The 19,711-nt window shown below is 66.8% G+C and carries 18 protein-coding genes; 14 read left to right on the top strand and 4 right to left on the bottom strand.

The window, feature by feature from the left end; all coding sequences use genetic code 11:
- The 12 genes from VFW84_RS10215 to VFW84_RS10160 all read left to right on the top strand — a co-directional run bounded on the left by VFW84_RS10215 (position 1) and on the right by VFW84_RS10160 (position 12,290).
- Positions 1-1,128, top strand: coding sequence for an ABC transporter permease (locus VFW84_RS10215; RefSeq protein WP_329680352.1), 1,128 nt, complete (start codon positions 1-3; stop codon positions 1,126-1,128).
- Positions 1,125-2,045 carry an ABC transporter permease gene (locus tag VFW84_RS10210; protein WP_329680351.1) on the top strand — a complete coding sequence of 307 codons (921 nt, stop codon included), beginning with the start codon at positions 1,125-1,127 and terminating at the stop codon, positions 2,043-2,045. Before VFW84_RS10215 ends, VFW84_RS10210 begins: the two co-directional genes overlap by 4 nt.
- Before the next feature lie 13 nt (positions 2,046-2,058).
- Positions 2,059-3,132, top strand: a complete 1,074-nt coding sequence (locus VFW84_RS10205) for a formamidase (RefSeq protein WP_329680350.1) — start codon at positions 2,059-2,061, stop codon at positions 3,130-3,132.
- Positions 3,129-3,815 carry an isochorismatase family cysteine hydrolase gene (locus VFW84_RS10200; protein WP_329680349.1) on the top strand — a complete coding sequence of 229 codons (687 nt, stop codon included), beginning with the start codon at positions 3,129-3,131 and terminating at the stop codon, positions 3,813-3,815. Before VFW84_RS10205 ends, VFW84_RS10200 begins: the two co-directional genes overlap by 4 nt.
- Positions 3,816-3,875: 60 nt before the next feature.
- Positions 3,876-4,868, top strand: a complete 993-nt coding sequence (locus tag VFW84_RS10195) for an ABC transporter substrate-binding protein (protein ID WP_414638957.1) — start codon at positions 3,876-3,878, stop codon at positions 4,866-4,868.
- Positions 4,869-4,873: 5 nt separating this feature from the next.
- On the top strand, positions 4,874-5,653 hold the full coding sequence (locus VFW84_RS10190; RefSeq protein ID WP_329680348.1) for an ABC transporter permease: 780 nt from the start codon (positions 4,874-4,876) through the stop codon (positions 5,651-5,653).
- 454 nt (positions 5,654-6,107) lie between these two features.
- On the top strand, positions 6,108-6,920 hold the full coding sequence (locus VFW84_RS10185) for an ABC transporter ATP-binding protein (RefSeq protein WP_329680347.1): 813 nt from the start codon (positions 6,108-6,110) through the stop codon (positions 6,918-6,920).
- A gap of 19 nt (positions 6,921-6,939) precedes the next feature.
- Positions 6,940-8,580 (top strand): ABC transporter ATP-binding protein, encoded by a 1,641-nt coding sequence (locus VFW84_RS10180; RefSeq protein WP_329680346.1) that lies wholly within the window; start codon positions 6,940-6,942, stop codon positions 8,578-8,580.
- Positions 8,577-9,266 (top strand): isochorismatase family cysteine hydrolase, encoded by a 690-nt coding sequence (locus VFW84_RS10175; protein ID WP_329680345.1) that lies wholly within the window; start codon positions 8,577-8,579, stop codon positions 9,264-9,266. Before VFW84_RS10180 ends, VFW84_RS10175 begins: the two co-directional genes overlap by 4 nt.
- Position 9,267: 1 nt before the next feature.
- The gene (atzF, locus tag VFW84_RS10170) at positions 9,268-11,157 is read left to right on the top strand and encodes an allophanate hydrolase (RefSeq protein WP_329680344.1); all 1,890 of its coding nucleotides are present in this window, start codon (positions 9,268-9,270) and stop codon (positions 11,155-11,157) included.
- A gap of 3 nt (positions 11,158-11,160) precedes the next feature.
- Positions 11,161-11,559, top strand: a complete 399-nt coding sequence (hpxZ, locus tag VFW84_RS10165) for an oxalurate catabolism protein HpxZ (RefSeq protein ID WP_329680343.1) — start codon at positions 11,161-11,163, stop codon at positions 11,557-11,559.
- Between the two features lie 5 nt (positions 11,560-11,564).
- Entirely contained in the window at positions 11,565-12,290 is a 726-nt protein-coding gene (locus VFW84_RS10160) for a GntR family transcriptional regulator (protein WP_329680342.1), read from the top strand.
- A gap of 17 nt (positions 12,291-12,307) precedes the next feature.
- On the opposite strand, the gene VFW84_RS10155 is transcribed toward VFW84_RS10160, so the two are convergent.
- The 4 genes from VFW84_RS10155 to VFW84_RS10140 form a co-directional block, all read right to left on the bottom strand.
- Positions 12,308-13,789, bottom strand: coding sequence for an FAD-linked oxidase C-terminal domain-containing protein (locus tag VFW84_RS10155; protein ID WP_329680341.1), 1,482 nt, complete (start codon positions 13,787-13,789; stop codon positions 12,308-12,310).
- A gap of 33 nt (positions 13,790-13,822) precedes the next feature.
- Positions 13,823-14,206, bottom strand: coding sequence for a hypothetical protein (locus tag VFW84_RS10150; RefSeq protein ID WP_329680340.1), 384 nt, complete (start codon positions 14,204-14,206; stop codon positions 13,823-13,825).
- A gap of 118 nt (positions 14,207-14,324) precedes the next feature.
- Positions 14,325-15,632: a porin gene (locus VFW84_RS10145; protein WP_329680339.1), complete on the bottom strand. Its 1,308-nt coding sequence runs from the start codon at positions 15,630-15,632 to the stop codon at positions 14,325-14,327.
- Positions 15,633-15,791: 159 nt separating this feature from the next.
- Complete coding sequence (locus tag VFW84_RS10140; protein ID WP_329680338.1) at positions 15,792-16,484, bottom strand: PhaM family polyhydroxyalkanoate granule multifunctional regulatory protein; 693 nt, start codon at positions 16,482-16,484, stop codon at positions 15,792-15,794.
- Positions 16,485-16,563: 79 nt separating this feature from the next.
- Between VFW84_RS10140 and VFW84_RS10135 the strand changes: the two genes are divergently transcribed.
- Positions 16,564-18,144, top strand: a complete 1,581-nt coding sequence (locus VFW84_RS10135; RefSeq protein ID WP_329680337.1) for an alkaline phosphatase D family protein — start codon at positions 16,564-16,566, stop codon at positions 18,142-18,144.
- Positions 18,145-18,268: 124 nt separating this feature from the next.
- A partial coding sequence (locus VFW84_RS10130) for a calcium-binding protein (protein WP_329680336.1) occupies positions 18,269-19,711 on the top strand: 1,443 nt, incomplete at its 3' end.

The following is a 19,711-nucleotide window of genomic DNA, read 5'->3' as shown; positions in this document are numbered from 1 at the left end:
ATGAGCACGCACGCTCCTTCCGGTGTGGGCGCCGCGGTCGAGGCGGTGGCCCTGCCCCTGCTGGCTTTGGCGGGGGCGGTGCTGCTCTTTGGCGGCTTTGTCTGGCTGGGGGGCACGTCGCCGGTGGAGACCTGGACCTTGCTGTTCATGGGCGCCTTCGGGGATGCCTTCTCATGGCAGAACACGCTGCAGCGCGCTGCGCCGCTCATGCTCACGGCCCTGTGTGTGGCCATTCCGCAGCGCGCCGGTCTGATGGTGATTGGCGGCGAGGGCGCGCTGGTGCTGGGCGGGCTGGGCTGTGCGGCCTTGCCTTATGTGCTGTCGCCACCCAGCGGCGTGGCAGGCACGGCGCTGGTGCTGTGTGCCGGCGCCCTGACCGGGGCTGTGTGGATGGCCCTGGTCGGCACGCTGAGGCAGTTCCGCGGGGTCAACGAGACCATCAGCTCCCTGCTGATGAGTTACCTGGCGGTGGCCTTGTTCAAGCATTTTGTCGAGGGTCCCATGCGCGACCCCGACAGTCTCAACAAGCCATCGACACTGCCCCTGCGTGAGGACACTCTGCTGGGCCTGATCCCGGGCTACGAGGTGCACTGGGGGCTGATCTGGGGCGCCCTGGCCTGCGTGCTGGCGGGCATCTGGCTCTATGGCAGCACCCATGGCTTTGCCACACGGGTCGTGGGGGGCAATGCGCGGGCGGCGCGTCTGGTGGGCTTGCCGGTGCCCACCTTGGTGATCACGGCGTGTGCCTTGGGAGGCGGCGCCGCAGGGCTGGCTGGCGCCATCGAGGTGGCGGCGGTTCACACCAATGCCAATGCGTCCCTGATGGCGGGGCTGGGCTACACCGGCATCCTGGTGTCCTTTGTGGCGCGCCACAACCCCTGGGCCATCGTGCCGGTGGCGATTCTGTTTGGCGGTTTTGGCGCGGCGGGCTCCTTGCTGCAGCGCCGCCTGGACCTGCCCGATGCCTCGGTGCTGGTGCTACAGGGCTTTGCCTTTGTGTTGATCCTGGCCAGTGAGGCGCTGCGCGGTCGCCTGGGCGAGCTGTTGACCCGACCGGTGCCGGGTGCAGTGGCCCATGAACCGGTGGCGAAGGCCAAGGCCCCCACCATCGAGGAGCTTGCATCATGAGCCTGGATGTCTGGACCGATGTGACCCTGGCCGTGCTGGGCGGCGCCATCCGGGTCGGCACGCCGTTTCTGTTCGTGAGCCTGGGAGAGTGCCTGACGGAAAAATCCGGTCGCATCAACCTGGGCCTGGAAGGGGTGCTGGTGTTGTCCGCCATGGCGGGGTTTGGTGGCAGCTACCTCACCGGATCGCCCTGGCTGGGCGTGCTGATCGCAGGGTGCTGCGGTGCCTTGCTGGCCATGCTGCACGGCTTGTTGTGCTCGCTGCCCAGGGTCAATGACATCGCCACGGGCATTGCCCTGATGCTGCTGGGCTCGGGCCTGGCCTTCTACCTGGGCAAGGCCCTGATCCAACCGCAGGCCGCCCAGATCCCGTCGCTGGACCTGGGCGGCTGGAGCGATTCACCGGCGGTGCAGGCGGCCCTGCGCATCAACGCCTTGTTCCCGGTCGGTGTGGGGCTGGCCTTGCTGATGGCCTGGGCCCTGGCCCACACACGCTGGGGTCTGATCGTGCGCATGGCCGGGGACAGCAGCGATGCGGCGCGCGCCCTGGGTTATTCGGTCAACACCGTGCGGGTGCTGGCCACCACGGCAGGGGGCTTCATCGCGGGTCTGGGGGGCGCGTCCTTGTCGCTGTACTACCCGGGCAGCTGGAACGAAGGCCTGTCCAGCGGGCAGGGCCTCATCGCGGTGGCCCTGGTCATCTTTGCGCGCTGGCGGCCGGTGGCCTGTCTGGGTGCGGCCTTGTTGTTCGGTGGGGCAGGTGCCCTGGGGCCGGCCTTGCAGTCGGTGGGCATCAGCGCGGGCTACCACCTCTTCAATGCCATGCCCTATGCGCTGACCTTGCTGATCCTGGTGTGGACCTGCAGTCCCAAACGCTCGCTGCAGGGCGCGCCGATGGAGTTGGGTGTCTCGCGTTGATCAAGGAGTTGTCATGAGTGGACTGGCTGGATTGAACAAATCACCTGCGGGTCTGGTGGTGGGCCTGGTGCAATTGCAGTTGCCGGTGGTTGAGACCCCGGTGCAACTGGCCGCACAGACCCAGCGCATTGTCGACATGGTGGGCAAGGCCCGTCGCAGCTACCCGGGTTTGGACCTGGTGGTCTTCCCCGAGTACGCGCTGCATGGCCTGTCGATGAGCACGGCCGACGAACTGATGGTGACGCTGGATGGCCCCGAGGTGGCGGCCTTCAAGGCGGCCTGCATCGCGCACCGCATCTGGGGCTGCTTTTCCATCATGGAGAAGAACCCGGGCGGCAACCCCTACAACACCGGCCTGATCTTTGACGATCAGGGCACGCTGCGCCTGTACTACCGCAAGCTCCATCCCTGGGTGCCCGTCGAGCCCTGGGAGCCCGGCAACATGGGCATCCCTGTCATCGACGGACCCAAGGGTGTCAAGCTGGCCCTGATCATCTGCCACGATGGCATGTTCCCGGAGATGGCGCGCGAGTGCGCCTACCGGGGGGCCGAGTTGATGATCCGCACGGCCGGCTACACGGCGCCCATCCGCCATGCCTGGCAGATCACCAACCAGGCCAATGCCTTCCAGAATCTCATGGTCACGGCCAGCGTCTGCCTGTGCGGCAGCGATGGCACCTTCGATTCCATGGGCGAGGCCATGGTCTGCGACTTCGATGGCACCGTGATGGTCCAGGGTGGCGGCCGTCCGGACGAGATCGTCTGTGCCGAGGTGCGCCCTGACCTGATCCGCGAGGCCCGTGTGCATTGGGGCGTCGAGAACAACATCTACCAGCTCTACCACCGCGGCTATGTGGCGGTGAAAGGTGGCGCACAGGACTGCCCCTACACCTTCATGCAGGACATGGTGGCGGGTACCTTCTCACTGCCCTGGTCCGCCGAGGTGGTGCACACCGATGGCCGCTCCTGCGGCTTCGCTCCACCCACCCGCCCGTATGCCGGCCCGCAGACCAATCTGCTGGACACCCCCGCGCAAAGCACGCTCTTTGCCGTGCCCCAACCGAGCGCCCCCAAGGAGGCTGCATGAGCACCTACGTTGACGCCCAACCCTATGCCTGGCCCTACAACGGTGACCTGCGCCCGAGCAACACGGCCTTGGTCATCATCGACATGCAGACCGACTTCTGCGGGGTCGGTGGGTATGTTGACAAGATGGGCTACGACCTGTCGCTTACGCGGGCACCCATCGAGCCCCTCAAGGCTTTGCTGGCCGCCGCCCGTCGCGTGGGCCTGCATGTGATCCACACGCGGGAGGGCCACCGGCCTGACCTGAGCGATCTGCCGGCCAACAAGCGCTGGCGCTCGCAGCAGATCGGCGCGGGCATCGGCGACATGGGGCCCTGCGGCCGCATCCTGGTGCGGGGCGAGCCGGGTTGGGACATCATCCCCGAACTCTACCCCGTGGCGGGTGAGCCCATCATTGACAAGCCGGGCAAGGGCTCCTTCTGCGCCACGGATCTGGAGCTGATCCTGCACACGCGGGGCATCCAGAACCTCATCCTGACGGGCATCACCACCGATGTCTGCGTGCACACCACCATGCGCGAGGCCAATGACCGCGGCTTCGAATGCGTGATGCTGACCGACTGCACCGGCGCCACCGATCCCGCCAACCATGCGGCGGCGTTCCAGATGATCAAGATGCAGGGCGGGGTGTTCGGCGCGGTGTCCGACTCCCTGGCCGTGATCAAGGCCCTGGATTCTCTGTGAGGGGCGGGCCTGCCATCCCGCCCGGATCTTCTTGTTACTTCATCGAAAGCACACACCGTCATGACCGATGCCACTTCACGTACGCCCCGTCGACAGTTCCTGCAGGCCAGCGCGGCCGCCATGGCCTTGGGCGCGGGCTTGCCTGCCGCACGCGCCAGCGATGACAAGATCCTCATCGGTTACTGGCCCATCGCTTCGGGTCTGCCGCTGTTCACGGCGCTGGAGCGCGGCTTCTTCAAGGAGGCCGGGCTGAATGTCGAGGGGGTGAAGTTCGCCAGTGCACAGCAGGTGGCCGAGGCCATGATCGCCGGGCGCATCCACGGCTCGGCCAACGGCACGGCTTCGGCGGTGCTGGGCTTGGCCGAGATCACCTCGCCTGGGCTGTTCAAGATCATCTGTTCCAACCCCTCGAACCACAAGCTGGTGCTCGACCAGTTCGTGGTGCCCAAGGACAGCCCGATCAAGTCGATCGCCGAGCTCAAGGGCAAGCGCGTGGCCTCGGGCCCGGGCATCCAGAACGTGACCCTGGCCAAGATCATCCTGGAGAAGAACGGTGTGGTGGATCCCAAGGTGGTCGAGTTGCCGATCGGTCAGCACGTGCCGGCCCTGGCGGCCGACCAGCTCGATGCCGTCTACACCCTGGAGCCCACGGGCACGGCGGGCCGCCTCAAGGGGCTCACGCGGGTGCTGGAGAACGGTGTGATCTCCAAATACGTGTTGGGGGCAGCCGACGCGCCCTGGTTTGGAGGCTCGGCCAGCGTGACCACCACCTTCCTCAAGGAGCGCCCGGCCGAGGCCAAAAAGTACATCGCAGCTTATGCCCGCGCGGTGGACTTCGTGCGCAAGAACCCGGCCGAGGTGCGCCGCCACATCGATGGGTTCACCTCCATTGATGCGTCCCTGGTCAACGAGGTGCCTCTGGCGGGCTTCACGCTCTACAACGAGTTCACCGCCTCCGATCTGGGCTACTTTCAGAAGTTCTTTGACATCTTCACCGAGCGCAAGATCTTCTCGCGCACGGTGCCGGTCAAGCCCCTGATCTACGTGGGCTGAGCGCCATGATCCCCAAGCCGATCGACCGCCTCTTCGATGCCCGCTTGCTGCCTCTGGTCGGGCCTGTGCTGCTGTTTGGTCTGTGGGAGCTGGTGATCGCTGCCCAGTGGGTCAAGCCCGTGCTGTTGCCGCCGCCGGGCGAGACCCTGGTGCACTTGTGGGAGAGCATCGTCAGCGGGGCCATCAAGGAGGACTTCCTGGCCACCTTGTGGCGTACCCTGGCGGCCTTTGGCATTGCCGTGGCCATCGGGGTGCCCTTGGGGGTGATGTTGGGCAGTTCGGTGTCGGCCTACCGCAGCGTCGAGTTCCTGATCGATTTTTTCCGGTCCACGCCGTCGTCGGCCTTGATCCCGCTTTTCTTGCTGATCTTTGGCATCACCGATGCCAACAAGATCGCCATTGCGGCTTTTGCGGCGGTGTTGCTGGTGTTGTTCAACAGTGCTTATGGGGTGATGAATGCCAAGAAGACGCGGGTGATGGCGGCTCAGATCATGGGCGTGTCGCGCTGGCATGTGTTCAAGGATGTGATGTTGATGGAGAGTCTGGCGCAGACCTTTGTGGGTTTGCGCACGGGGGTGTCGATGTCGCTGGTGATCGTGATCGTGGCGGAGATGTTCATCGGGTCGGAGACGGGGCTGGGGCATCGGATCATTGATGCGCAGCAGGTGTTCAACGTCAAGGACATGTACACATCGATCTTGATCACGGGGGCGTTGGGGTATCTGCTCAATCTGGTTTTTTTGTTGATCGAGCAGAAGGTCGTTCATTGGAGTGGCAAGGCATGAACTTCATGGGGTTTCCGCCGCTTGAGCTGGCCGCTTGGCGTGGGTGGTCGGCGTCGCTCATGTCCTCCGCCCAGGCTGTGCCTGGGCTCCCCCTTTACTTCGCTTTGCCGACCACCCACGCCAAGCGGCTTAGTCGCGCTCTGGCAAGGCCTTCGCTGCGCGAAGGCTTGGGGATGTGTGGCGGCGAACGCCGCCGCACATCCCCTCCCTCCCGCCAGCACGGTGCAAGAAGCAGGCAGAGGGGTGCATGGCGTAGCGAAGTAAAGGAGGAGGTTGGGCGAAGCCCGACCGGGGGAGAGAGCCCCGACACGAACAGTCCGGTGGACTGGTCGTGCGTGGCGAGCGCCCGAGGCCACTGCCTCGGGCATGAGCGAAGCTGTGCACCCCTCTGCCTGCTTCGCTTCCACCGCGCATCCCTCCATCCTCACACCTGCCCCCCAAAAAGGACCCATCCATGAGCGCCGTCGCCCTAGCCGCTGAACCACACGCGCCCGCGCCCCAGGCGACCACAGCGCGCCCTCATGTCACCGTGCGCGGCCTGTGCAAGTCCTTTGCCGGTCAGCCCCTGTACACCAACTTCGATCTCGACCTGCCCCGCAGCAAGATCGTGTCCATCTTCGGCCCCAACGGCTGCGGCAAGTCGACCCTGATGAACATGATCGCCGGGCTCATCCCACTGGACAAAGGCGAGATCCTTTTTGATGGCAAGACCCTGAAGGAAACCAAGATCGGCTACGTCTTCCAGAACTACCGCGATGCCCTGTTCCCCTGGATCACTGCCCGCGACAACATCGCCTACCCCCTGCGCCGACACGGCATGAAAGAAGCCGAGGTGCAAGCCCGCGTGGACGAGCTGATCAAGCTCTTCGAGATCCGCTTCGACCTGCAACGCTACCCCTACGAACTGTCGGGCGGTCAGATGCAGACGGTGTGCATCATGCGCGCGCTGGCACCCCGCCCCGAAGTCATGTTCCTGGACGAACCCTTCTCGGCGCTGGACTTCGAGATGACCCTGTTCATCCGCGAGAAACTGCAAGAGGCCCACCTCGCCACGGGCGTGAGCATGGTCATCGTCTCGCATGACCTGGAAGACGCCGTGTTCCTGGCCGACGAGATCCTGCTGCTCACGCGCCGCCCCACGCGCATCGCCGAGATCGTGCCTTTCACCCTGGCGCGTCCCCGCGTGCCAGAGTCCATGGCCGACCCCGAGTTCGTGCGCGTCAAGAGCCGCACGCTCGAGGTCTTCCGCCGCGAGATGCAGGCCTGATGTTGCAAGGGAGTTCACCATGACCGCACCGCTGGATCCCGTCCCGCCCAAGACTGGCGCCTTGTCGCTGTCCACCTATCAGTTGACCAAACGGTTTGGGGCGTTCACGGCGCTCGATGGCGTGTCCATCGAGGTCAGGCCGGGCACCGTGCATGCCCTGCTGGGCGAGAACGGAGCCGGCAAGAGCACCCTGGTCAAGGCCGTGGTGGGCTACCACCTGCCCGATGACGGCGCCGTGCTGGTCGATGGTCGCGAGGTGGCCATCAGCTCGCCCGTGGTGGCGCGTGAGCTGGGCATCGGCATGGTCTACCAGCACTTCACGGTGGTGCCCGGCATGACGGTGGCCGAGAACCTGCTGCTGGCCAAGGGCACGCTGCCCGCCATCGTGCCCTGGAAGGCCGTGCGCGCCGAGCTGGCGGCCTTCCTGGCCACCACCCCCTTCCAGCTGGACCTCGATGCCCGCCCCATGGACTTGTCCGCCGGCGAGAAACAGAAGCTCGAGATCCTCAAGCAGCTCTACCTCAAACCCCGATTGCTGATCCTCGATGAGCCCACTTCGGTGCTGACCCCGCAGGAGGCCGATGAGGTGCTGGGCCTGCTGCGTGATCGCGCCCATGCGGGCGATGTCTCCATCATCATGATCACGCACAAGTTCCGCGAGGTCATGGACGTGGCCGACGATGTCAGCGTGCTGCGGCGGGGCCGGCTCATGTGCACCGGTCGGGTCGCGGACACCACGCCTGCCGAGCTGGCCTCAGCGATGGTGGGTGAGCGTGAGGCCCTGGCCGAGGTGCTCGCCGAGGCGGCACCTCATGCGCCGGAGGCGGTGACCGCCACGCCGGCGACCCCAGGCGAGGTCCGCCTGTCGGTGCAGGCGGTGTGTGTGCTGGGCGATCGAGGCGAGCGTGCGGTCCAGGGCCTGAGCCTGCAGGTGCGCAGTGGCGAGATCCTGGGCATCGCCGGGGTGTCGGGCAATGGGCAGCGTGAGCTGATGGAGGCCCTGGTCGGTCAACGCCCGCGCGAGTCCGGCGAGGTGTTCATCCGGGGTGAGCGTTATGAGGCGCGCCGTGATCAAAACCAGCGCCTGAACGTGCGCAGCCTGCCCGAGGAGCCCCTGCGCAATGCCTGTGTGGGCGAGCTCAGCGTGGCCATGAACATGGGCCTGCGTCGGTTCGACCAGGCGCCAGCCGCACGTGGGGGCTGGCTGCGACCCAGGGTCCTGCGTGAGCAGGCTCGGCGCCTGATTGCCGAGTATGGCGTCAAGACTCAGGGCGAGAACGCGCCCATCCGGTCCTTGTCCGGTGGCAATGTGCAGCGTGCCGTGCTGGCGCGTGAGCTGGAAGGGCAGGTCGATGTGCTGTTGGTGTCCAACCCGGTGTTCGGCCTGGACTTTGCCGCCGTGGCCGAGATCCACGGGCGCTTGCGCCAGGTCCGTGAGCGGGGCGGAGCCGTGCTCCTGCTCAGCGAGGACCTGGACGAGTTGCTCAGCCTGGCGGACCGCATCGTGGTCATCAGCGAGGGCCAACTGGTGCACGAGTGCGATGCCGCAGAGGCCGACCGTCGCGTGCTGGGCGCCTTCATGGCCGGCGGCCACGGCCACGCCGCGCCTCCGACCGACCCGCAGGTCACTCAGACTTCCCACCGCATGGAGGCCGCATGAGCCAGGATGCACACCGCCCACGCCGGGTTGCCGCGCAGCCATTCGATTACCCCTTCGAGCTGGCCCACACCGCCTTGCTGATCATCGACATGCAGCGTGATTTCGTCGAGCCGGGCGGCTTCGGCGAGAGCCTGGGCAACGACGTCTCGCTGCTGCAGGCCATCGTGCCCACGGTGCGCGCCGTCCTGCAGGCCTGGCGCGACGCGGGTGCCTTCGTGGTGCACACCCGCGAAGCCCACGCCGCCGACCTCAGTGATTGCCCGCCCGCCAAGCGCCTGCGCGGCGCGCCCCGCTTGCGCATCGGTGACGTCGGCCCCATGGGGCGCATCCTCATCGCGGGCGAGCCGGGCAACGCCATCATCCCCGAGCTGGCGCCCATTGACGGCGAGCTGGTGATCGACAAGCCGGGCAAGGGCGCCTTCTACGCCACACCGCTCATGGCCGAACTGCAGGCCCGAGGCATCACGCATCTGATCGTCATGGGCGTGACCACCGAGGTCTGTGTGCAGACCTCCATGCGCGAGGCCAATGACCGAGGCCTGGACTGCCTGCTGATCGAGGATGGCACCGAGAGCTATTTCCCGGCCTTCAAGGCGGCCACGCTGGAGATGATCCGCGCCCAGGGCGCCATCGTGGGCTGGACCGCCCCCAGTGCGGCGCTGCTACAAGCCCTGAGTGATGAATGACATGAACACCACACCCCACACCATCGCGGGCCTGCTGGCCGCCTACCGGGACGGCCGGCTGAGCCCTCAGGAAGTGCTGCGCCCCTTCATCGAGGCTGCCGACCGGGCCGACCGAGTGGCTCCGCATGATCCGGCCTGGATCAGTCGCGCCACCCCCGGCATGATCGAAACCCAGCTGCGACAGCTGGAGGGGCAGTCACCGGCCACCTTGCCGCTGTACGGCATCCCCTTTGCGGTCAAGGACAACATCGATGTGGCGGGCTTGCCGACCACGGCCGCCTGCCCGGCCTATGCCTACACACCGGCGCAATCGGCCACGGCCGTCAGGCGCCTGATGGCTGCTGGCGCCATCATGGTGGGCAAGACCAATCTGGACCAGTTCGCCACCGGGCTGGTCGGTGCGCGCTCACCTTACGGGGTGCCCAGCAGCACCTTCAGTGCCCAGCATGTCAGTGGGGGGTCCAGTTCGGGGTCGGCTGTGGTGGTCTCGCGCGGCGATCTGCCCTTTGCCCTGGGAACGGACACCGCCGGCTCCGGGCGGGTGCCGGCAGGCTTCAACAACCTGGTGGGTCTCAAGCCCACCCCGGGACTGGTGCCCACCACCGGGGTCGTGCCCGCCTGCAAGACCCTGGATTGCGTGTCCATCTTTGCCCTGACCGTGGCCGATGCCGCCCGTGTGCTCGCGGTGATGGAGGGGCCTGAGGCCGGCGCACCGGTCTTCCATGCCGTGAACTGGCAGCCGCCACGCTGGCCCACGCAGAGCCCACTGCGGGTGGGGGTGCCACGCACGCCTGAATTCTTTGGGGACGCGGCCTATGCGCAGGCCTTCGAGCGCGCGCGCGCTCAGTGGTCACAGTTGCAGGACCGCGAAGGCCATGCCTGGCCGGTCGAACTCGTGCCGCTGGATCTGGCGCCTTTCTCGGCCGTGGCGCGCTTGCTGTACGAGGGCCCCTGGGTGGCCGAGCGCTATGCGGCCATCCGGGGTTTCATCGACACCCAGGCCGACCAGATGAACCCGGTGGTGCGCGGCATCGTCGAAGGGGCGCGCCAGTACGATGCAGCCAGCGCCTTCGAAGCGATCTATCGGCTCAAGACGCTGGCGGCCCAGACCGCATCGATCTGGCAGGGCATCGATGTGCTGATGGTGCCCACCGCCCCGACCCACCCCACCCAGGTCGCCGTGCAGTCCGATCCTGTCGGGTGCAACGCCCAACTGGGCACCTACACCAACTTTGTCAACCTGCTGGGGCTGGCCGCGCTGGCCCTGCCTGCCAGCGTGCTGGACCACGGGCTGCCCTTTGGCATCACCCTCATCGCTCCCGGCGGCAGCGACGCGGCTCTGGCCGACCTCGGCGCCTGCTGGCAGCAGTGCCTGGCCGCGACGGGTCGGCACACCCTGGGCCACGGGCTGGCCGAGCCCTCCGATCTGGACCTGGCCTGGCCTGAGCGCGAGCCCCATGCCGAACCCACACTGTCCCTGGCCGTGGTCGGCGCGCACCTGCAAGGCATGCCCCTGCATGGCCAATTGGTCGAGCGCCGGGCTCGCCTCATCGAGGCCACCCACACGGCGCCCTGTTATCAGCTCCACGCCCTGCCAGGCACCGTGCCGCCCAAGCCGGGGCTGGCGCGCATCGCCGCCGACGCGCCCCCAGACACGGGACACGCCATCGCCGTGGAGGTCTATGCCCTGCCGCTGTCTCAGGTGGGCTCCTTCCTGGCCCTCATCCCGCCGCCTTTGGGCCTGGGCTCGGTCGAGCTGGCCGATGGTCGCTGGGTCAAAGGCTTCATCTGCGAGCCGGCGGGCCTGCAGGGGGCCCTGGACATCAGCCATTTTGGCGGTTGGCGGGCCTACATGGCTCAGCGCGCCGCAGACGCACAAAAGGCGGCCTGAACCATGATGAACGCCAGTGACATCAACCACCCCGAGGTCGTCTCCGAGCTGACTCGCATCTTCCTGGACTACGAGGCTGCGCTGATGCGCAATGACGTCCATGCACTCAACAACTACTTCTGGGACCATGGGGCCGTGACACGCTACGGCATCTGCGATCGGCAACTGGGCCACAGTGCGCTGGTGGCCTACCGGGCCACGGTCAGTCCACCCGATTTCACCCGCACCCTGCACGATGTGCGCATCACCGCCTTCGGGCCCGACCTGGCCGTGGCCATGACCGAGTTCACGCGCAGCGACACGCCCCTGCATGGCTTTCAGACCCAGACCTGGGTGCGCATGCCGCAAGGATGGAAAATCGTCTCGGCCCATGTCAGCATGGTGCCCTTGCCCACACCATGAAAACCATGCCCCCCCTTCCGTCCGTCATTGGCGTGCCGGCGCGCCCGACGCCCAAGGTGCCCTCTCATGGCAGCTCCCTGGCCGACCGCGCCTATGGGCAGATCAAGCAGTTGATCTTCGACTTCGTGCTGCTGCCTGGTGACCGCTTCTCGGAGAGCGATCTGGTCGATCGCCTGCAGGTCAGTCGCACACCGTTGCGCCAGGCCTTGCAGCGCCTGCAGCGCGAGGGCTTTCTGATGGTGTTTCCCAAGAGTGGCTGGCAGGTGTCACCCCTGGACTTCGAGGTCTTCGATCAGCTCTACGACTTCCGGGTGCTGCTGGAGACCCACGCCGTGGCCCGCCTGTGCGAGATGGAGGACCGCCCCGTGCTCAAGTCCCTGGCCGACACCTGGCTGGTGAGCGAGGCCGATCGCCACCCCGTGCAGGCCATGGTCGATCGCCTGGACGAGAACTTCCACAGCGCGCTGGTGCATGCGATCGGCAACGACGAGATGACCCGCGTGCATGACGACATCACCGAGCGCATCCGCATCATCCGCCGACTGGACTTCACCAAGACGGCGCGGGTGCAGGCCACCTACGATGAACATGCCCGCATCATCCGGGCGATCACGCGACGCCGCGTGGATGAGGCGACACGCCTGCTGCGTGCCCACATCGAGCAGAGCAAGCTGGAGGTGCGTCACATCACGCTGGACATGCTCTACCAGGCGCGCAACCGTTCGGCTTGAGACGCTTTGGCCGATGCTCAGTAGCGCGGTAGGTTACTCAGCGCCTGGCTGAGCGCGCCGCTGCGCCGCACGCCCCGCAATTCACCACAGCGCGCCAGCATGGGCACGGCCTTGCCGGGGTTGAGCAGGCCCTTGGGGTCGAAGGCGGCCTTGAAAGCCAGCATCTGGGCACGCTCGTCGTCGCTGAACTGCGTGCACATGGCATCGAGCTTCTCGACGCCCACGCCATGCTCGCCGGTGATGGTGCCGCCCAGTTGCACGGCGGTGCGCAGGATGTCGTTGCCGAAGGCCTCGGCCCGCTGGAGCTGGCCCGCATCATTGGCGTCGAACAGGATCAGCGGGTGCATGTTGCCGTCGCCGGCATGGAACACATTCACACACCGCAGGCCGTGCACACCCTGCAGGTGCTCGATGGTCTGCAGCATGGTCGCCAGTTGCTTGCGCGGGATGGACGCGTCCATGCACAGGTAATCCGGGCTGATGCGGCCTGTGGCGGGGAAGGCGTTCTTGCGCCCGCTCCAAAAGCGCAGGCGTTGCGACTCGTCCAGGCTGATGTCCCAGCGCGTGGCCCCCGCGCGCTGCAGCACCTCGGTCAGGCGGAAGATCTCTTCTTCGACTTCCTCGGGGGTGCCATCGCTTTCGATGAGCAGGATGGCCGCGGCGTCCAGGTCATAGCCCGCCTTGACGAAATCTTCCACGGCCAGCGTCATCGGGCGGTCCATCATCTCCAGGCCCGCGGGGATCAGGCCTGCAGCAATGATGGCGGCCACGGCATCACCCGCCTTGGCGACGTCGTCGAAACTGGCCAGCACGCAACGCGCCACCTGAGGGCGCGGCAGCAGGCGCACCGTGACTTCGGTGACCACGCCCAGCAGGCCTTCGCTGCCGATGAAGGCAGCCAGCAGGTCCAGCCCCGGCACGTCGAGTGCTTCGCTGCCCAGCTCGATGGGATCGCCCTCGATCGTGAAGCCACGCACGCGCAGCACGTTGTGCACGGTCAGGCCGTATTTCAGACAGTGCACGCCGCCTGCGTTTTCGGCCACATTGCCGCCGATGGTGCAGGCGATCTGGCTGCTGGGATCGGGCGCGTAGTAGAGCCCATGGGGCGCGGCCGCCTCGCTGATGGCCAGATTGCGCACGCCACACTGCACGATGGCCGAGCGGGCCAGCGGGTCGATGTGGACCACCTTGTTGAGTCGGGCCAGCGAGAGGGTCACCCCCATGGCATCGGGCAGGGCACCACCGGACAGGCCGGTGCCGGCGCCTCGGGCCACCACGGGCACGTCCAGGGCATGGCAGGCCTTGAGCACGGCGCCCACCTGCTCGTGGCTTTCGGGCAGGGCGACCACCAGCGGACGCTGGCGGTAGGCGCTCAGGCCATCGCATTCATAGGGGGTGACGGCTTCGTCGTGCCACAGCAGACTGCGCTCGGGCAGCACCCCGCGCAGGGCGTCCACGACCTCTTTCTGGCGTTGATGGCGGTGCACATTGATGTTCATGCCGACACTGTAGCGTGTCGCAGCCCGCCAGGGTCACAGCACGGTGATGTCCTCGATGCGACGCATCAGGGTCAGATCGGCCGCATCGATCACCTCGACGGCGCCGGGGTGGGCAAAGCGGTAGTGCCGGCCGGTGGCCGATGAGCGCACGCTCAAGGACTGGGTGCCGTCGTAGCGAACCGTGGCCTGGCGCGCCTGTCCGGCGCTGGTCTGGACGATGGATTGAGCGCGCGCCAGGGAGCGCATCGGCATGAGGCTGGCGTGGCCCTGATGGATGGTGTGGGGCTGTGGCTGGGCTGGTGCCTCCACGGGTGCCTGGGACCAGCGGACCGCCGCGCGGGCGGGGACGCCCGACGCGCGATGCAGCGGGTCGTCGAAGGGGATGGGCTGGGAGCGTGAGGGCAGACGAACATTCATGGCGCGACCTCGGTCAAACATGCACAACGTGGCGGAGTGTGCAAAACCCGGGGCGATGGCGCCATCCCCTTCGAGGGTGCACCCCATGGGGGGCACTCTCTCGGGGGTGTTGGAGGGATCAGAACTGGTGGCTGATGCTCACCTGCAGGGCCGAGGTGGCCTGGCCGGGACGCAGCGCGAAACCCGTGAAGTTGTTCGAGGTGATGGGCGCCACCTGCTGGTCGGCCTGGTTGTCGATGTAGGCGGCAGCGGTCCACAGCGCCGTGCGCTTGGACAGGTTGTACTCCATGGCGGCACCCCACAACTGGGCCTGGCCGGCCGCCAGCTTGTCTTCGCGCAGGCGGGCGTGGTTGGCGATCAGGCGCCATTGCGGCGCAGGGCGGTACTGCACACCCACGGTCACCAGGTGGCTGTCGATCTGCAGTTGCCGGCCCACGGCCTGGGCACTGGCCGTGAAGGCCGCCTGCACATCCGGGTCGGACGAGACCCCCTCGGTCTGCGCCAGCAGCGCCAGGCCCAACTCAGGGTGATCGTTGCGCGCCACGATGTAGGAGCCCATGAGCTTGAAAGCATCGATCTTCCACCAGGCGCCGACCACGGTGTTGCTCAGCTCGGCGCGGCCCTGGGAGTTCTTGCGCTGCTGATGGGCGACCGAGGCGCTGAAGGTCGGGGTCTCGTAACCCACGAAGCCGCCGATGAAGCGGCCCGTCGGCGTCAGGCCCTCGCTGGAGGCGCCCGACCAGGCCAGTGCCGCGCTCAGGCCGTCGATCTCGATGCGGTACTGCAGGGTGCGGCTGGTGCGCACCTCCATGGCCTCGGGCACGGCCAGCAGGGCATAGGGGTCGGCCACATTGCCGGATTCCATGGGGTCATAGCGATCAAAGATCTCGTAGGCCGGCGTGTACAGGCGCCCACCCAGAACCGCGCCCACCGGCGTGATCAGTCCGAGCAGGGCCTGTCGCCCCCAGAAGGGTTGCTTGGTCTTCTCGATCAGGAAGTCGCCCAGGGCCGCCTGCATGACCGGTGCGATCTCGTCAGGCAGGCCACGCGTGGCGTATTCAGGCACACGGCGGCCCGACAAGGGCTCGGGCTGGTTGGTGTCGCCCGAGTCGGCATGCAGACCATGCTCCATCACGAACACGGCCTTGTAGCCCTGGCCCAGGTCTTCCTCGCCCCGCACGCCCAGGAAGGAGCCGTGGCTCATGCCGCTGCCCAGCACCGTGGTGGTCTTGGCCTGGATGCCCTTGAAGGCCACCATGCCCAGGTCCAGCCGGCCGAACAGCTCGACGCCCGAACTGGACTGGGCCTGGGCGGCGGAACCGCACGCCAGCGCCAGGCTGATCAGGCTCAGGCAGTGCAGGGGCTGCCGTGAGGTGCCCGCACGGGCGGACGACAGAGCGGAGAGAGGAGAAAAGAGCGCGAGCATGGAGACATCACCCGATGAGATCGTCAGAACGCAAACCAGCCACGCTGGACCTGCGTTCAGCGCGGCTCGATCAATGAGGTGTGTAGTGGACGGCCGAGTGGGCCGCTTTGTCCATACCGAATTGCCGGGTGTGACATCCCTGCGACACCCGGGCCCCGGTCAGCGCCGCGTGGTCTTGCGGGCGGCTTTGGCCGGCGTGTCGTCCGAGCCGCCGGCCGAGGTCTTGCGTGCGCTGCTCGTGCGAGGGGCCTTCTTCGCGGCGCCCTGGGGTGGGGCGGCGTCGGAAGAGCTTGCTGCGGGCGTGGGTTGCAAGCCGCTCATGGCGTCCTGCCCAGCCTGCACGGCCTGGGAGGCCAGGGTGGTGAACTGTTCTGTGAGGGTGCCCCACCAGGCCATGGGGTTCACGCCCGCTGACGCGCCGGCGTCGGCCGGGCTGTCGCTGCCTGTCGGGGGCGGTGCATCGGCCGCTGGGGCGGCTTGCGCTGGCTGGGCCTTGAGGGCGTCGCGCAGGGCATCGACCGGCACTTTCATGCCGCGCAATGTATTGAGCGTCATGCGCTGCACTTCCAGGGTCTGGATGGTCATGCCGATCATGCGGGCGTTCTGCTCCAGCCAGAACTGCACGGTCTTGAGCTCCTGGATGCGCTTGTCCAGCTCTTCGGGGTCCAGCGTGGGCATGGCCCAGGCGCTGCCGGTCGGGGCAGCGGCCGCGCCCAGATTGGGCAAGGCGCTGGACGCAGCCTTCATCCAGTCCTGGAAGAACTCCAGGCCCGCGCCCAGGCCGGAGAAGGGGGTGGACGCGCCAGAGGGGTTGGCGCCGGAAGGGTCGGGGTTGCTGGGGCGAGTCGGCATGGTGCACTCCATCGTCAGGGACCAATCGCCCCATTGTGCCGCGTTCCGCAGGCGGGGCGACCGCATAATCGGCACCTTCATGCAACGACGCGACTTCCTGTCCGGCGCTTCGCGCGCCGCCGCCTTGTGGGCCTGGACCCAAGTGTTTGCCCGTCCCGTGCGGGCGGAGACGGCCCTGCGTCAGTGGGTGTCGTCGGCCGAGGTGTTCACGCTGGGTGTCGCCAGCGGTGAACCTCTGCCGGCCAGTGTCGTGATCTGGACGCGTCTGGCACCCAAGCCCCTGCAGCCCGATGGTGGCATGCCGCCGCAGTCCGTGCTCGTGCGCTGGGAGATGGCCGAAGATGCGCGCTTCACCCGCATCGTGCGCCAGGGCGAGGCCGTGGCCGACCCGGCGCGTGGCCACAGCGTGCACGTCGAGGTCGAGGGGCTGCGCCCTGCCCGCATCTACCACTATCGCTTCATCGCCGGGGGACAGAGCAGCCCGGTGGGCCGAACCCGCACGGCCCCGGAGCCCTCGGCAGAGGTCGATCGCCTGCGCTTCGTGCTGGCCTCGTGTCAGCACTACGAGATGGGCCACTTCACGGCGCACCGTGAGATCGCGGCCAGCGACATCGACTTTGTCCTGTTCGTGGGCGACTACATCTACGAAACCGAGGCCCCCCGGCGCCTGAGGATGCGCCAGCACCGCCCCGAGTTCGGCATCCACTTCGCGCTCCCGGATTACCGCGTTCATCATGCGATGTACAAGCTCGACGCCGATCTGCGGGCCTGCCACGCGGCGCACCCCTGGCTGCTGATGTGGGACGACCATGAGGTCCGCAACGACTACGACGGTCTGACCGACCCCGATGGCGACCTGTCCACCGAGGAATTCTCCTGGGTGCGGCGCTGGGCCTACCAGGCCTACTTCGAGCACATGCCGGTCTCGCCCAAGCGGGCGCCCGTGGGGCCGCATGCGCCGATGTACACCCAGTACCAGTGGGGGCAGTTGGCGGATCTCTGGTTGCTCGACACCCGGCAGCACCGCGATGCCAATGTCTGCATGGGTATGCATGCGCCGTTCAGCGGGCGATTGCTGTGGAAGTGCGACGAGATCGAGCAGCCCGCCCGATCGATGCTGGGTGCTCGCCAGGAGGCCTGGTTCGCGGACGCGCTGGCCCGCAGCGCCGGGCACTGGCGTTTGATCGGTCAGACCACGCAAATGTCGCCAGGCGTTTTCCGCTCGCCCCTGGGGGAGCTGGTCTATTCAGATGGCTGGGATGCCTTCCCCAAGGCCCGCGAGCGCCTGATGGCCGCCATCGCCCAGCCCCGGGTGCCCGATGTGGTCTGCCTCGGGGGGGATGTGCATCGCCATGTGGCGGCCAATCTGCGTCAGGATCCGCGTGACCCTGCCAGCCCGATCATCGCCAGCGAGTTCGTCACCAGCTCCATCACCTCCAAGGGCCTCAGCGAGTTGCTCAACAGCTGGCTCAAGGGCAGCAACCCCGACCTGCTGCATGTGCGCAGCGACGAGCGCGGCTACTCGCTCTTTGATGTCACGCCAGAGTTGCTGCGCTGTGACTTCAGGGCCACGGCCTTCCCGGTGCGGGCGGATGCGCGCTTTCACACGCAGGCCAGCTATGTGGTCGAGCGGGGGGTGGCGGGGCCGCGCAAGGTGTGAGGTCCCCTCTTCCAAGGGGGGCGAAACCCCGAGGTGGATGTGAAGCGGTGATCGAAGACAATGCCATGCACTGCGTACGGCTTTCCGCCGCTCGCCATCAAGACATAAAGCATGGAGCACGACGATGGACACCATCACCCTGACGCCCGGATTTGGCCTGTACCAGCTGGATCTGAGCTCGAGCAGTACCGCGACCGCCCTGGGATTCGGGCCGGGCGTCACCGCTTCCGATCTGATCTTCACACAGACGGATTACCGCTCGGCTGTGCAATCGGGTCAGATTGTCGAGTGGGGTCAGTGGACCATCACCTTCCGCAATTCGAGCGATCGGATCGTTGTGGCTCGTCCCTTTGGCCCGCTGGACCATCTGGGAGGGCTCGACCATCTGCAATTTGCAGACGGATCGTCCTTGTATCCGGCTGCGATCCTGGCGCAACTGCGTCTGACCGAAAACTCGCGGTATTTCGTTCAAGGCACATCCGCATCCGATGTTCTGGCGGGCGATGCTCGCCCCCATGAGATTCTGGGCCATGAGGGCGACGACACCCTGGTCTCCGGATCGGGCAACGATACGCTGTGTGGCGGGGCGGGCAACGATACCTATCGTTTCGGTGCGACCTGGGGGCGTGATGTGATCGTGCATGACACCCTCTCGCAAGAGCGTGTCGAGTTCACTGAAGGGGTGAGCGTCTCGGACGTCCTGGCCTTGCGTGTCGGCAGTGATCTGGTGCTGGTCCGCCGCTCCAGCGACGATGAGATCCGGATCACCAATTTCTTCAATGGCTATCTCAACGACGCTCAGACGGTCCAGTCCTTCACCTTTGCCGATGGCACGGTCTGGCGCTATGCCGATCTCTATCATCGCCTGGCCGCATCAGCGACCCCGTATGGCGATGAACTGCACGGCCTGTCGTCTGAGCCTGCGCTGATCATGGCGGGCGCTGGCGCCGATCTGGTGACCGGCGGCAGTCGCTCCGACACCCTTCTCGGGGGGGGCGGTGACGACACGCTGTCGGGCGGTGGCGGTGCAGATGTCCTGCAAGGCGGTGGCGGGCGCGATGTGCTCAAAGGGGGCGCAGGCACCGTGTTCGAATTTGGACGGGGCTTCAGTCAGGACACGGTCCAGGCATCCGGGCCGATCATCTTGCGTTTTCTCGATGGCATCTCGTCGTCGGATGTGGAGGTCGTATACCGGACCCTTGAGTCCCCGCTGATTCCCGGCGTACTGGTGCTCATTCACAAGGCAAGTGGTGACAGCGTCGCGGTCATGCCGCAGCCCGGGCAGCCCGATCCGGTGTTGACGGTGGTCTTTGATGATGGGGTGACATGGGCACCAGCCGACGTGGCTGCGAACACGATTACGCGTGTGGTGGCCACGGGGATCACTCAGACGGGCACCGAGGGGGCAGATGTGCTGACCGCCACCGGATGGGGGGACACTCTGACAGGCGGTGCAGGCGCAGACACTTACGTGCTGTCGGGTGTCGGCACCACCGTCAGCCTGCAAGGGCAACTGACGGGCGAGATCGATACCTTGGTCTTTGGCGAGGGGGTGAACCCGAACGAT

The organism is Aquabacterium sp., assembly GCF_036279655.1.
Classification (GTDB): domain Bacteria; phylum Pseudomonadota; class Gammaproteobacteria; order Burkholderiales; family Burkholderiaceae_C; genus Aquabacterium.
The sequence above is the reverse complement of the archived record's forward strand: the minus strand, read 5'-3'. Positions and strand labels throughout refer to the sequence as shown.